Source organism: Mesorhizobium sp. ORS 3428 (genome assembly GCF_001854785.1).
Classification (GTDB): Bacteria; Pseudomonadota; Alphaproteobacteria; order Rhizobiales; family Rhizobiaceae; genus Mesorhizobium.
The window spans coordinates 22,017-35,939 of the sequence record NZ_MDFL01000101.1 but is presented as its reverse complement, the minus strand read 5'-3'; the positions used below and the strand labels follow the sequence as shown (position 1 = coordinate 35,939).

13 protein-coding genes and 1 pseudogene are annotated in these 13,923 nt (G+C 63.9%); 10 read left to right on the top strand and 4 right to left on the bottom strand.

Annotated features, from left to right (window positions below):
• A partial coding sequence (locus ORS3428_RS08920) for a putative quinol monooxygenase (RefSeq protein ID WP_244507899.1) occupies window positions 1–320 on the top strand: 320 nt, incomplete at its 5' end.
• A 21-nt stretch (window positions 321–341) separates the two neighbouring features.
• Here the strand turns inward: ORS3428_RS08920 and ORS3428_RS08915 are convergent.
• Both ORS3428_RS08915 and ORS3428_RS08910 read right to left on the bottom strand, forming a co-directional pair.
• Window positions 342–1,082, bottom strand: a complete 741-nt coding sequence (locus ORS3428_RS08915; protein WP_071096556.1) for a response regulator transcription factor — start codon at window positions 1,080–1,082, stop codon at window positions 342–344.
• Window positions 1,082–2,359: a GAF domain-containing sensor histidine kinase gene (locus tag ORS3428_RS08910; protein WP_071096554.1), complete on the bottom strand. Its 1,278-nt coding sequence runs from the start codon at window positions 2,357–2,359 to the stop codon at window positions 1,082–1,084. Before ORS3428_RS08910 ends, ORS3428_RS08915 begins: the two co-directional genes overlap by 1 nt.
• Window positions 2,360–2,583: 224 nt before the next feature.
• Here ORS3428_RS08910 and ORS3428_RS08905 point away from each other — a divergent pair, with 224 nt between their 5' ends.
• The 7 genes from ORS3428_RS08905 (at window position 2,584) to ORS3428_RS08875 (ending at window position 11,487) form a co-directional block, all read left to right on the top strand.
• The gene (locus ORS3428_RS08905) at window positions 2,584–4,995 is read left to right on the top strand and encodes a glucan 1,4-alpha-glucosidase (protein WP_071096552.1); all 2,412 of its coding nucleotides are present in this window, start codon (window positions 2,584–2,586) and stop codon (window positions 4,993–4,995) included.
• Window positions 4,996–5,083: 88 nt separating this feature from the next.
• Window positions 5,084–6,097 (top strand): phosphogluconate dehydrogenase (NAD(+)-dependent, decarboxylating), encoded by a 1,014-nt coding sequence (gnd, locus tag ORS3428_RS08900; protein ID WP_071096550.1) that lies wholly within the window; start codon window positions 5,084–5,086, stop codon window positions 6,095–6,097.
• 13 nt (window positions 6,098–6,110) lie between these two features.
• A complete protein-coding gene (zwf, locus tag ORS3428_RS08895) occupies window positions 6,111–7,487 on the top strand; it encodes a glucose-6-phosphate dehydrogenase (RefSeq protein WP_071096547.1) in 1,377 nt (458 codons plus the stop codon).
• 14 nt (window positions 7,488–7,501) lie between these two features.
• Entirely contained in the window at window positions 7,502–8,206 is a 705-nt protein-coding gene (locus tag ORS3428_RS08890) for an ROK family protein (RefSeq protein ID WP_071096545.1), read from the top strand.
• A gap of 187 nt (window positions 8,207–8,393) precedes the next feature.
• On the top strand, window positions 8,394–8,855 hold the full coding sequence (locus ORS3428_RS08885) for a MucR family transcriptional regulator (RefSeq protein WP_071096543.1): 462 nt from the start codon (window positions 8,394–8,396) through the stop codon (window positions 8,853–8,855).
• A 122-nt stretch (window positions 8,856–8,977) separates the two neighbouring features.
• A complete protein-coding gene (locus ORS3428_RS08880; RefSeq protein WP_071096541.1) occupies window positions 8,978–10,078 on the top strand; it encodes an aminotransferase class I/II-fold pyridoxal phosphate-dependent enzyme in 1,101 nt (366 codons plus the stop codon).
• 170 nt (window positions 10,079–10,248) lie between these two features.
• Window positions 10,249–11,487 (top strand): MFS transporter, encoded by a 1,239-nt coding sequence (locus ORS3428_RS08875; RefSeq protein WP_071096539.1) that lies wholly within the window; start codon window positions 10,249–10,251, stop codon window positions 11,485–11,487.
• A gap of 77 nt (window positions 11,488–11,564) precedes the next feature.
• Here the strand turns inward: ORS3428_RS08875 and ORS3428_RS08870 are convergent, their stop codons facing one another.
• A complete protein-coding gene (locus ORS3428_RS08870) occupies window positions 11,565–11,849 on the bottom strand; it encodes a hypothetical protein (protein WP_071096538.1) in 285 nt (94 codons plus the stop codon).
• 8 nt (window positions 11,850–11,857) lie between these two features.
• The gene (locus ORS3428_RS08865) at window positions 11,858–12,490 is read right to left on the bottom strand and encodes a L,D-transpeptidase (protein ID WP_443136848.1); all 633 of its coding nucleotides are present in this window, start codon (window positions 12,488–12,490) and stop codon (window positions 11,858–11,860) included.
• 250 nt (window positions 12,491–12,740) lie between these two features.
• Here ORS3428_RS08865 and ORS3428_RS08860 point away from each other — a divergent pair.
• Window positions 12,741–12,911 (top strand): annotated as a pseudogene (locus ORS3428_RS08860) (IS481 family transposase); the annotation flags it as partial.
• A 122-nt stretch (window positions 12,912–13,033) separates the two neighbouring features.
• Window positions 13,034–13,285: a hypothetical protein gene (locus ORS3428_RS08855; protein WP_131802868.1), complete on the top strand. Its 252-nt coding sequence runs from the start codon at window positions 13,034–13,036 to the stop codon at window positions 13,283–13,285.
• The last annotated feature ends 638 nt before the right edge of the window (window positions 13,286–13,923 follow it).

Below are 13,923 nucleotides of genomic sequence, written 5' to 3'. Positions count from 1 at the left end.
AGCCGATCGTGCGAATTGCGGAACTGGAGATCGACGCCTCCCACCTCGATAGCTTCAGGGCGTTGCTTGCCGAAGAGATCGAGGCCTCCGTGCAGAGCGAGCCTGGCGTGCTGTTCCTTCACGCGGTCTCCATAAAGGGTTCGCCCGAAACGGTGCGCGTAATCGAATGCTACGCTGATCAATCCGCCTACCAAGCCCACCTGACTGCGCCGCACTTTCTCAAGTACAAGGCGCAAACGGCTGATATGGTCAGGTCGCTTCGGCTGATCGAAACCGAGCCGATCGCTCTGAGGGCCAAAAGCAATCAGAATTCAAGCTGAGCCTGTTCGACCATTGGGGGCTTACTGCTCCTGCAACGGCGCCGCCTGCGCCAGCCAGACGTCGAGCTGCTCCTGCTCGCGCCRCAGCGCGTCGATGTTGATCAGGCCGCGCGCCATGGCGAGGTAGATCGCGCGGGTGCGCGAATTGAACACCGACGCTTCGCCGGCACCCTCCTCCGGCGGCGCGATGCCCAGCTTGTCGTAGACATGCTTGATGCGGCTCTGCGCGCCGCGGATCGACAGGCCGCGCCGCGCCGCGATGGCCCGGTCGGTGAGGCCGAGCGCGATGTCGATCAGGCTTTCATACTCGCCGTCGGTGATGCCTTCGAAGCGGTCCTGGACGCGGTGCTGGATGCCGCGTATCTCGCGGTCGATGATGCAGTGCCCCTCGCGGAACACGCCGCGCAGCGCAGAGCGCATGCYTTCTTCCGTCGCCGATTTCAGCACATAGCCATAGACCGATCCCGGCGGCACGATGCGCGCCACGCCCCGCACATAGGCCTCGTCGGCGAAGTTCGACCAGAACAGGATATGCGTGCCGGCGCGCCGGCTCCAGATGGCGCGGGCCACCTCGATGCCGGTCGCCTTGGGCAATTGCAGGTCGAGCACGACATGCGGCGGCTCCCGTTCGGCCGCAAGGTTGATGGCGTCCTCGCCGTCGCCGGCCTCGATGACCTCCACGTCGCCCGGCCACAATTGCTCGACCGTGCGCCGCGCGAAGGTGCGGTGGAGCCCGTCATTTTCCGCAATCATCACCAGCATCAGACTGCCTCCGCCACCGGCCGGCCTTCCGCCGCCGCGATGCTGCGCGCCGAACCCCTGCCCTCCTCGGGCTCGCGATCGATCTCGACGACAACCCGCGTGCCGCCCTTGCGGCTGGCCGGCTCGAAACGCAGCCGCGCCCCGACAAGCGCGGCGCGTGTGTGCATGTGGCCGATGCCGCCCTGGGCGGCGGGGTCGACCGCGCCGCAGCCATGCCCGTCATCGGTGACGGTCACGCTGAAGATGCCTGGCGTGGAGGCCAGCTGCACCTCGATGCGGCTGGGCCTGGYATGGCGCACCGCGTTGTTGATTGCTTCCTGYACGATCCGGTAGAGCGCCGTGYGCAGCGTTTCCGACAGGCTGTCGGCGCTGCCGTCGCTGGTGTCGGCGATGCGCACGGCGATCGGCGGCTTGGCCCTCGCCACGCTGCGGTTGAGATGYGCCTCGACCGCGTCGCGCAGGCCGAACAGCTCCAAAACGCTCGGCCGCATGTCGTCGACGATGTGGCGCAACTCCGCCAGGCAGCCAGCGACCTCCTGCTCGAGATCGGCAAGCTGCGCCGTCCGCGCCACGCCCCGGCTGCGGAAAGCCGAGACCTGGCGTGCGATGCGGGCAAGGTCGGCGAGCGTCTGGTCATGCAGGTCCATGGCCATGCGGCGGCGCTCGCGCTCCATGCCTTCGGTGAGTTGCGAGGCGCCGACCCTGAGCAGTTCCGCCCGGTTCCGCGCCTCGCTTTCGGCGAGCATGGCGCGGCGCGCCTCCTCGGTCTGGATCAGCGCGAAAATATAGGGCGCGATAAGGTCGGCGCATTGCTGGGCGACCTCGACGTCCGCTAGCGTGAAGCAGCCGGCCTCGTGCCGGCTGATGTTGAGCGCGCCGATGACGCTGCCGCGTGCCCTGAGCGGCACGATGATGCGGCTGCGCAGCTTGGCGGCGAAGATCGGCCCGTCGAACGCTCCCTCGAAGTGGAAGCGATCATCGACAAGCGCGTTGTCGGACAACAGATAGGGCGTCTGGCCCCACAGCACGCAGCGGATCGGGCTACCCTCGACCGGATGCTGCGCCAGATCGCTCCAGCTGGTGTGAAAGCCTGCCTCGTAGCAGGCATGCATGCGGCCATCGAGCGAAAGCACCGCCAGATCGATATGGTCGTGCGGGATGAGCGTACCGATCTCGATCGCCGTCGCCCGGAAGGCCGAGCCCGGATCGATGTGGCCGGCGAGAGYCCGCGAGATCGCGAGCAGCCGGTCGATCAGCTGGGGAGATACCTCCGACATTTGTCCTCCCTTGCCGCCCCGACCGCAGGAAAACGCGCAACCGCGGCCGTGTGACGCCGCGTCAAGCTTCGTTTTCCAGCATTCCTCCCTGCCCGCGAAATAGTGACTGCTTGACGGTACCGCTGTCAACGAGGGCTCACGCAACGGCAGGGTGATCAACTTCAAGTGCGACGATTGAAAAGCCGCCAATTCCTGGTCTAGGAACGGCGACAGGAGGCCAATCGATGGCAGCGACGCCGACTGTTGCACCGGGCGCCCCGGGGATTCCGGCGCGCTGGACGTCAAGCGCCAAGAGCGGCGTCGGCACCGCGCTTTCGGCGAAGAGCCCGCTCTGGTTCACCATCAGCCACGGCATAGTGAACGAGATCTATTATCCGCGGCTCGACAGCGCCTGCACGCGCGACATGGGGCTATTGGTCATCGGTCCCGGCGGTTCCTTCTCGGAAGAGAAGCGCGATGCCGTCCATAGGACAGAGCCGTTCGAGGACGGCGTGCCCGCCTACCGCCTGGTCAATATGGCGACCGACGGCTCCTATCGCATGGAAAAGCGCATCATTACGGATCCGAAACAGCCAGTTCTGCTGCAGGAGATCACCTTTATCGCCCTCAAGGGCGCCGCCACCGACTATCGCGTCTACGCGCTGCTCGCGCCGCATCTGGTCAATGCCGGCATGGGCAACACGGCCTGGATCGGCGAGCACCAGGGCCAGCGCGTGCTCTTCGCATCCGGGCGCGGCGTCTCGATCGCGCTCGTCTCGTCATTGCCCTGGGGCGCCTGCTCGGCCGGCTATGTCGGCTTCTCCGACGGCTGGCAGCAGCTCCAGAATGGCGGCAGGCTCGATCCTGGCTGCCAGAGGGCGGAGAACGGCAATGTGGCGCTGACCGGCGAGATCGGCTTCTCCGCAGGCAAAAGCACGGTTTTGCTGGCGCTCGGCTTCGGCGCTTCGCCKGAAACGGCGGYGGRGGGCGCGCTGGCCAGCCTGAAGCAGGGTTTCGAGGGAGCCGCCGAAACCTATGTCGCAAACTGGCGGCAATTCCAGGCCGGACTGGAAAAGCTCGACCGGCATTCCGCCTCGGGAYCGAACACCTACCGTGTCAGCACCGCGGTGCTTGCATCGCATCTGTCGATCGCCATGCCGGGCGCCGCTGTTGCCAGTCTCTCGATTCCCTGGGGCTTCAACAAGGGCGATGACGATCTCGGCGGCTATCATCTGGTGTGGCCGCGCGACCTAGTCGAGACGGCGGGCGGTTTCCTCGCCGCCGGCGAGGGCAGGCAGGCGCTGCAGATCCTTGGCTATCTGCGCTCGATCCAGCAGCCGGATGGCCATTGGCCGCAAAACTGCTGGTCGACCGGCGCACCTTATTGGCCGGGCATCCAGATGGATGAATGCGCCTTTCCGCTGCTGCTCGCCGACGCGCTGCGACGCGCAGGCCATCTGGCGCGCGAGAAACTCGACGATTTCTTAGCCATGATCGAGAGCGCCGCCTCCTATCTCGTGCGCAACGGCCCGGTCACCGGCGAGGACCGCTGGGAAGAGGACGCCGGCTACAGCCCCTTCACGCTGGCCGTCGAGATCGCGGCGCTGCTTGCCGCGGCCGACATGCTCGACGTCTGCGGAAAAGATGAGCCGGCAAACTATCTGCGCGAGACCGCCGATTGCTGGAATGGAGAGATCGAGCGCTGGACCTATGTCACCGGCACGGAACTCTGCGCCAGGGTAGGTGTCGACGGCTATTATGTCCGCATCGCGCCGCTCGACAATGGCGGCGCCGCATCGCCGAAGGACGGCTTCGTCCCGATCAAGAACCGGCCGCCCGCCGATACCGACCGGCCGGCTGAAGCGATYGTCAGTCCCGACGCGCTGGCGCTGGTGCGCTTTGGCCTGAGGGCGGCGGACGATCCGCRCATCCTCAACACCATCAAAGCCATCGACGCCGGGCTGCGCTGCGAATTGCCCCAGGGCCCGGTCTGGTACCGTTACACCGGCGACGGCTATGGCGAGCATGAGGACGGCTCGCCTTTCGACGGCACCGGCCGAGGACGGCCCTGGCCGCTGCTCACCGGCGAGYGGGCTCACTACGAACTGGCGGCCGGACGGCCGGACAGAGCGGCCGCACTGCTCGAAACCTTCGAGCGCTCGGCAGGCGTGGGCGGCCTTCTACCCGAGCAGGTCTGGGATCRTGCCGACATGCCGGAGCGTGAGTTGCGGCTCGGCGCACCCTCCGGCAGCGCCATGCCGCTGGTCTGGGCGCATGCCGAGCACATCAAGCTGCTGCGCTCGCTGCGCGATCGCAGGGTGTTCGACATGCCGCCGCAAGGCGTCGAACGCTACATCAAGCGAAAGACCGTCTCGCCCTTCAGGATATGGCGCTTCAACAACAAGATCCGCTCTCTCCCCGCGGGCAAGCTCCTGCGCGTGGAACTTGCCGCYCCGGGCGTGGTTCATTGGAGCAGCGACAAATGGCTGACGGTGCGGGACAACAAGACGGCCGAGAACGCCTTCGGAGTCCATCTGGTCGATTTGGCCGTCGCAGATCTGCAACCAGGATCGACGATTGTCTTCACTTTTTTCTGGCCCGAAGCCAGCCGTTGGGAGAATGTCGACTTCACGGTCGGCATTGAAGCTCAATCATGATCCCGAAAAGTRGGACCCGGTTTTCGGAAAAGATCATGATCAACAACAGGCCAGTAAGTTTCTTTCCTCGAGCTAGTAGGATGACACCATGCAGATCGGAATGATGGGATTGGGCAGGATGGGCGCCAACATGGTGCGGCGCCTGATGYGCGACGGCCATGAATGCGTCGTCTACGACATCAACTCGGCAACCGTCGCCGGYATGGTCAAGGATGKGGCCATTGGCGTCRCCTCCCTGGAGGAGTTCGTCGCCAAGCTTGCCAAGCCGCGCTGCGCCTGGCTGATGCTGCCGGCGGCGATTACCGGCAAGATAGTCGATCAGGTGGCGGCGCTTATGGAGCCGGGCGACATCATCATCGACGGCGGCAATTCCTATTATCATGCCGCTGTGGACCAGGCAGCGAAGCTGGCAACCAAGGGCATCAGCTTTRTCGACGTCGGCACCAGCGGCGGCGTCTGGGGGCTGGAGCGCGGCTACTGCCTGATGATCGGCGGCCCCGACGAGGCGGTGCAGCACCTCGATCCGGTCTTTGCCTCTCTGGCGCCCGGCGCCGATCCCGGCAGCAATCCGCCCAAGGACGCCGGAACCGCGGCTTACGGCTACCTGCATTGCGGGCCGAGCGGCGCCGGCCATTTCGTCAAGATGGTGCACAACGRCATCGAATACGGCGTCATGGCCGCCTATGCCGAGGRCATCAACATCCTGAAATCGGCAAATGCCGGCAAACGGCAGCGGACGGCGGACRCCGAGACCAGCCCGCTCGAAACCCCGCAATATTACCAGTTCGACATCGACCTGCCGGCTGTGACCGAGGTCTGGCGCCATGGCAGTGTCATCGGTTCCTGGCWGCTCGACCTCACCGCCGGCGCGCTGAAGAACGATCCGTCGCTYGCCCAGTTCGGCGGTCGTGTCTCCGATTCCGGCGAAGGCCGCTGGACCCTGAAGGCGGCGATCGACACCGGCGTTCCGGCRCCCGTGCTCTCCTCGGCGCTGTTCGACCGCTTCTCCTCGCAGGGCGAGTCCGCATTCGCCGACAAGCTCTTGTCCGCCATGCGCTATGCCTTCGGTGGCCATGTCGAGAAGCCCAAGACTGGCGCGTGAAGGGAGAGACGACATGAGCCAGGACAGGTCCGACACGCTGGTGCTCTTCGGAGCGACCGGCGACCTTGCGCACAAGAAGATTTTCCCGGCGCTGTACCAGATGGTCGCCAAGGGGACGCTGACCGAACCGGTCATCGGTGTCGCCTTCGATCCCTGGGACGTCGGCAAGCTGGTGGAGCGTGCCCGCGACGGCATTGTCAATGCGCTAGGCGGCGTCGATGACAAGGTGTTCGCCAGGCTCGCCTCGCTGCTCGGCTATGTCAGCGGCGATTACCGCGACCCGGCGACCTTCGAGAAGCTGAAGGCAGCGCTCGGCTCCGCGCAGCGGCCGCTGCACTACATGGCCGTGCCGCCGACCATGTTCGAGATCGTCGTGCAGGGCCTGGAACAGTCCGGCACCGCGCACGGCGCGCGGCTGATGGTGGAAAAGCCCTTCGGCCACGACCTGCAGTCGGCGCGCTGGCTGAACCGTGTGCTGCACCTGGTGTTCGACGAGCGGTCGATTTTCCGCATCGACCACTATCTCGGCAAGGAGGYGATCCAGAACCTGCTCTATTTCCGCTTCGCCAATTCCTTCCTCGAGCCGATCTGGAACCGCAACTTCGTCGAGAGCGTGCAGATCACCATGGCCGAGGATTTCGGCGTCGAGGGCCGCGGCCGCTTCTATGACGATGTCGGCTGCATCCGCGACGTCATCGAGAATCATCTGCTCAATATACTCTTGCTGCTCGCCATGGAGCCGCCCGTCGGCCGCTCGGCCGACGACCTGATCGACGAGAAGGTGCAGGTGCTCAGGGCGATCCGCACCTTGACCAAGGACGATGTCGTGCGCGGCCAGTTCGACGGCTATCTGGCGGAACCCGGCGTGCGGCCCAACTCGCCGGTCGAGACCTTCGCCGCTGTCCGCTTCTTCGTCGACACCTGGCGCTGGCAGGACGTGCCCTTCTTCATCCGCGCCRGCAAGAACCTGCCGGTGCACGCCACGGAGGTGATCGTGCGGCTGAAGCGGCCGCCGCTCAACGTCTTTGACCCGATCAAGCCGGACGACGCCAACTATGTCCGCTTCCGCATCGATCCGCAGGTGGCGATCTCGATCGGCGCGCAGCGCAAGGTCGCTGGCGACGACATGATCGGCGAGCAGGTGGAACTTACCGCGCTCGACGACACCAAGGGCGACATGCCGCCCTATGAGCGGCTGATCGGCGACGCCATGAACGGCAACGGCCAGCTGTTCACCCGCCAGGACGCGGCCGAACTTGCCTGGCGCATTGTCGGCCCGGTGCTCGGCGACACCACGCCGCCGCAGATCTATGCGCCGAAAACCTGGGGGCCGGCCGATGCCATGAACGGTTTCGGCCCGCCCAATGGCTGGATCAACCCGACGAAATAGTTTGGAGGCAACGGATGGCGAAAGCGGCAAAACGGGCTGYGGCGGATGGCGGCCAGATCGTGCTCACGATCGACGTCGGCGGCTCTCGTGTGAAGATCCTCACCAGCAATGGCAGCGAGGTTCGCCGCGCCGATTCGGGTCCGGACCTGACGCCCGAGCAGATGGTCGCTTCGGTCAGGAAACTGGCCGAGGGCCTGGACTACGATGTCATTTCGATGGGCTATCCGGGCCCGGTCAGGGACAACAAGCCTTCGCTCGATCCCTTCAATCTCGGCAAGGGCTGGAACGGCTACGATTTCGCCRCCGCCTTCGGCAAGCCGGTCAAGGTCGTCAACGACGCGCTGTTGCAGGCGATCGGCAGCTATGAGGGCGGCCGCATGCTGTTCCTCGGCCTGRGCACCGGCCTGGGTGCCGCGATGATCCTCGACAATGTCGGACAGCCCATGGAGCTTGCCCATCTCCCCTACAAGAAGGGTTGYAGCTTCGAGGACTATGTCGGCGAGCGCGGCCTGGAAAAGCACGGCAAGAAAAAATGGCGCAAATACGTTTTTGATGTCGTAAACAGGCTTCGCGCCGYCCTGCAGCCCGACTATGTGGTCATCGGCGGCGGCAATGTCGAGAAGCTCGATGAATTGCCGGAGAAATCCAGGCGCGGCGACAACACACGCGCCTTCGAAGGCGGATTTCGACTATGGCGCGACAAGGCGCTGATCGTCTGATATTGTTACATTTCAGTATAGTTGTTCAAAATAACGTGTAACGGCGCGACTGATCGTTGCGCTGGCCAGATTTGCCAACTAGGAATTCGCCGGCCTGCGGCACCGCGCGACTTCCCGAGCGCCAAGGACGCGGCAGAGCTCTCTTACATCCCATTTTCAGCGCCATGCGGCATAGAGGAGGAATGAAGTGGACGAGGACACCAACACAGCCAGGGAAGYCGATCTGCTTGAGCTCACCGCTCACATCGTCTCGGCCTACGTCGCCAAGAACCGGCTGCCTGCTTCCGGCCTGAGCGAGCTTATCGCCAGCGTCGCCTCCTCGATCGGCGGGCTCAACCAGCCGCCTGCACCGCCGGCACCCCCGCCCACGCCTGCCGTCAATCCCCGGCGCTCGGTGACGCCGGACTACATCATCTGTCTCGAGGACGGGAAGAAGTTCAAATCGCTGAAGCGTCATATCGGTGTGCATTTCGGCCTGACGCCGGAAGCCTACCGGACCAAATGGGGCCTCCCCGTGGACTACCCGATGGTCGCACCCAACTATRCCGCCTCGCGCTCCGAACTCGCCAAGTCCATCGGCCTCGGCCGCAAGGAGGAAGCCGCGCCGGCCAAGCCTGCAAGGGGAAGAAGGGCCAAGGCGCCCGCCTGAGCCAAGCCTGCCTGCGGCGATGGCCCGCTTGTACCAACGATTTAAGGAAGCCTGCCGGCGAATCCGCCTTGGCAGGCTTCCTGCTTTTGTGGCTTGGATAGGCCAGACGGTGGGGGCTGGCGATGAACTACGCAAGGATGGTGATCGAGAAAGAGGCGCCGGAGGAATACGGCTATGACCGTATCCGCTTCAACCTCTCCGAAAGCTCGATCGCCGATCAGAAGCTCTCCGACATCGGCCTCTCGTTGCCCGACCTCACCCTGTTCTATGGCGAGCATCGCGGCGAGAAGGAGTTGCGCGCGCTGATCGCCGCGCAGGACACAGGGCTCTCGCCCGACGACGTGCTGGTCACCGCGGGCGCCGCCGGCGCGCTGTTCATCATCGCCACCTCGCTACTCTCGGCCGGCGACCATCTCGTCGTCGTGCGGCCGAACTACGCCACCAACATCGAGACGCCCAAGGCGATCGGCTGTGCCATCAGCTATGTCGACCTCGATTTCGACGAGGGGTTCGCCGTCGACGTCGAACGCGTCGCGGAAGCCGTGCGGCCGAACACAAAGCTGATCAGCGTGACCTGCCCGCACAACCCGACCGGCACGATGATGGACCGGGCGGATCTCGACGCGCTGGTTGCGCTTGCCGAAAGCCGACGCTGCCGGCTGCTGGTCGACGAGACCTATCGCGACCTTTCCTATGGCGAGCGGCTGCCGTGCGCGGCGTCGCTCAGCCCGAGCGCCATYAGCGTCTCCTCATTGTCCAAGGCCTTCGGCATCCCGGGTATCCGCATCGGCTGGCTGATCACCGGGGACAAGGCACTGCAGGAAACCTTCCTCGCTGCCAAGGAGCAGATCGGCATCTGCGGCAGCGTCATCGACGAGGCGATCGCGCGCACCATGCTCTCGCGCCGCGACGCCTTCCTGGCCTCGTTGCTGCCGGAAATGGCGAAGCGGTGCGAGATCGTCCAGGCCTGGATCGAACGCGAGCCGTTGGTCGACTGGGTGCGACCGCAAGGCGGCGTCGTCGGCTTTCCGAGGCTCAATGTCGACGCCGGCTTCGACCTCGACCGGTTCTACATCAGGCTTCTCGAAGAGCATGGTACCTATGTCGGCCCCGGCCACTGGTTCGAGATGCCGAAGCGATTCTTCCGTGTCGGCTTCGGCTGGCCGAAGGAGGCGGAGTTGCGCGGCGGGCTGGAAGCGATCTCCGCCGCGTTAAAAGGCTGAGCCTCTTTCCATCGCGAACGACAGTTCCAGATGTCTGTCTGTTTTAGCCGCGCCACAGCGACGCCAGGTGATTCCACTTGGCTGCAAAATGCTCTAAAGGGTTCTGGYCGGACCAGCGCCCGCCGTGGAAGTGCCCCGCCGGCCAACGCCGCAACGGGGCCCCTTGGACCATGACCATCGAAGCATCTTCACCAGACCAGCGCTACGCCGCCTTCCGGCACCGTCCGTTCCTCAGTTACTGGACCGCGCGTTTCCTCACCACCTTCGCCACGCAGATCGTCTCTGTCGCCGTCGGCTGGCAGATCTACGACCTGACGCGCAATCCTTTCGACCTTGGTATCGTCGGTATCGTCCAGTTCCTGCCGTCGCTGTTTCTCGTGTTGATTACAGGCGTCGTCGCCGATCGCTTCGGCCGCCGCCTGATCATGACATTATCGTCTCTGGTCGAGGGAGGCTGCGCTCTCATTCTCCTGTTCTTGACCCTGCGGGGGCTTACCAGCCCGCTGCCGATCTTCGTCGTGCTCGCCATGTTCGGCATAGCCCGCGCCTTCTACGGGCCGGCCTCGTCCTCGCTCTTCGCCAATCTGGTGCCGCCACAGGATTTCGCCAACGCGATCGCCTGGAATTCCTCCGCCTGGCAGACGGCGACCATCGTCGGTCCGGTCGCAGGCGGCCTGCTCTACGGACTGTCGGCAGAAGTGGCCTATGYCACCGCCGCCATTCTGATGCTTGTTGCAGCGCTGCTCATCTTCACCATTCCGAAGCCCGCCCAGCAGACGGCCACCGACAAGCCGACGATGCAGACGCTGTTTGCCGGATTCGGCTATATCTGGAGCGAGAAGATCGTGCTCGGCGCGATCTCGCTCGACCTCTTCGCCGTGCTTTTATCCGGCGCTTCGGCGCTGCTGCCGGTCTACGCGCGCGACATCCTGGAGCTTGGACCCTGGGGCCTCGGCCTGCTGCGCTCGGCGCCCGGCATCGGCGCCATCTGCGTGGCGATCTGGCTCGCCGGCCACCCGATCCGCGACCATGCCGGCAAGATCATGCTGGGCTTCGTCGCCCTGTTCGGCGCCTTCACCGTGCTGTTCGGCGTCTCCACCATCACCTGGCTGTCGATCGCGGCACTCGCCTTGCTGGGCGCCACCGACATGTTCAGCGTCTATATCCGCGAAACGCTGATCCAACTCTGGACGCCGGACGAGGTGCGCGGCCGTGTCAACGCGGTCAACCAGGTCTTCGTCGGCGCCTCCAACGAGGTCGGCGAGTTCCGCGCCGGCACCATGGCGGCGCTGATCGGCACCGTGCCGGCGGTGGTGGTCGGCGGCATCGGCGCCATCGCCGTCGCCGGATTGTGGGCGTACCTATTCCCCGCGCTGCGGCAGGTGCGGCACCTCAGCGGCCGAAACTGATTGAGCGCCGGATCCAAGCCGCAGGATCCAACGCTCGGCCCCAATCGGCATGCGCCGGTAAGGGCTGAGATGGGCCGTTAGCGGACCATCAGCTTTCCGTGTTCAGTCATCGGTAAGCTGTCGTTCAGGCGTGGGACCATCTTGGACATCGAGATCACGGCCGCGCCAGGGCTGGCGCTGAAAATAGCTTTTTCAAAAAGGTGTGGAGGACTAAACAGCCCTTTGAATACAAGCCTGGACCGCAGGTAATCGTTCTCGAAAATGGACTTGGGTAGCCACCCGAAAACATAGTCTCGCTCGACATTCGGATGATGAATATCGAACTCAATCGCCTTCGCTTTGATTTCTTCCTGATCGATCATCTTTAGCGCTAGCTCACGATCACCCTGGCGCCGATCGTGGTGCGGTTGTAGAGATCGATGATGTCCTGATTGAGAAGGCGAATGCATCCCCCCGAGACGGACTTGCCGACCGTCCACCATTGGGGGGTGCYATGCAGGCGATACAGGGTGTCTCGGCCGTTCTTGTCGTAGAGATAAAGCGCGCGGGCACCGAGCGGATTGTCTAGGCCGCCGGGCCAGCGATGAGGCACGATGAGGTCGTATTTCTTCCTCTCGAGCGCCATCAAATTCGGCGTTGGATACCAGTCCGGCCATTCGCGCTTACGCCCGACATCGGCGATGCCGTGCCAAGCGTAACCGGCCGCACCAACGCCGACGCCATAGCGGATCGCCCTACCGTTCCCCAATATGTAGTAAAGAAATTTCGGACCGGTCTTGACGATGATCGTGCCAGGCTCTTCGCTGGACTGATAAGGGACGATCTGGCGGCGGTATTGCGCGGGGATCCTGTCGATCGGGACCGCGGGGATTTGATAGCTGGCATCGGCAATGGGGCCATACTGCGCGAACCACTTTTTACCGCTTGTTGTAGTGCAGCCGACAAGCGCGAGAGCCGCGGTCAGCCCTACCCAGAAGGGAACCACGCGAATAAGAGCGGCCAACACTTTCGACTCCTTGGCCTGCCCGATTGAGCCRCATCTATTCTTTATTTCCGATCTAGTGCTCTGCGGTCCAATTTCCAGATGCCGGCAAGCGCAGGGGAGGCGAAGGAGAATTGCCAAGTACCGCTGTCCCGGCCCGCGGATAAATTGCTTCTCGACAGCGACTTAAACGAAATCCGTCCACACCGGCTAGCTGTTTGATCCCGCGCTTTAATGGTGCGATCTTTTCCGCTGAATGGAGGGAGGCACCATGGGAAAGGTTCTGCACGGCCGCVCCACGACGACAGAGGCAGTGCGTCGAGCAATCCAGAATAGTCAAGAGAGCCTGAGGCAGCTCGCCAAGCGCTATGGCATCGATCAGAAGACGGTCGCGAAGTGGYGGAACCGGACGTCGACCGCCGATCTTCCGACTGGCCCAGAGACCCGCGCTAAATCCTCGGTACCCGGAATGTGGAGCGCGGCACCCGTTTGATCGCTTGCGTCGTGACGCGGACCAGAAGAAGGCGAAGGCCGCGCGATGCAAAAGACGAAAAGGAGGAGGAGATGGCAAGCCTTCTCAAGCAGGTAGGGGTGCTCCTGGAAAGGATCGAGGAGCAGCTTGATTGCGTGGCTGAGCTTCCAACCTTCTTCGAGGCCGTGCTACACGGTTTGCAACTCCCGATCATTCGGAGGTTTGGTGYGTTTCGCGGGGCGTACCGCGACAAACTCTCTATCCGGGGAGTGACCGATGCAGCATCGAAAGGCGCTGTTAGAGCCGAAACGTCCTCGCGGCTTGAAACAGTGGGCAAAGCTTAAGACCGAGAGCAGCCCTCACCCGGCCGATCAGCATGTCGGAAGACAGGTTGCCGTGATTCGCGTCCAATCGGACGTATCGCAGGCACAGCTAGCCCGATCAATCGGCATCAGCTTTTGAACAACTGCAGAAGTACGAGAACGCCAAGAACCGCGTGAGTGCCTCCATGCTCTACGAGATCGCTCGGTCTCTTGACGTTCCCGTCAGTCGCATTTTCGAAGGACTGCCGGGGAACGGTGCGACCAGCAGCGAGGCTCCGCCTCTGCCCGTCGATGAGCGCATCGACTTTCATTGCCAGCGCAGAAGGTCGGCGCCTGATCGAGGGTCTTATGCAACTCCATCAGCGGGTGCGCACCCGGGTGGCAGCCCTGGGGAGGAATTGACGTCCCTCGATGYGACGAAGGGCAACGAGACAGCTAGCGAACCGGTGCCGGCCGGACGCACGGTTGCGGGAGTGGATGATCGCCCCGACCGATGCCGAATGGGCATTTTCCTCAGTTGAATCAGGCCGCGCCAGGGCTTGCTGGTCGATGACCTATCGGAGTTGGGGCGGATGTTCTCCGACTGAATGTCTGAAAATGGGGTCCAAGAATGACAGTTTGAGGCGCAACTGCGACCGCCTGCTCGGTCGCCRCAATGT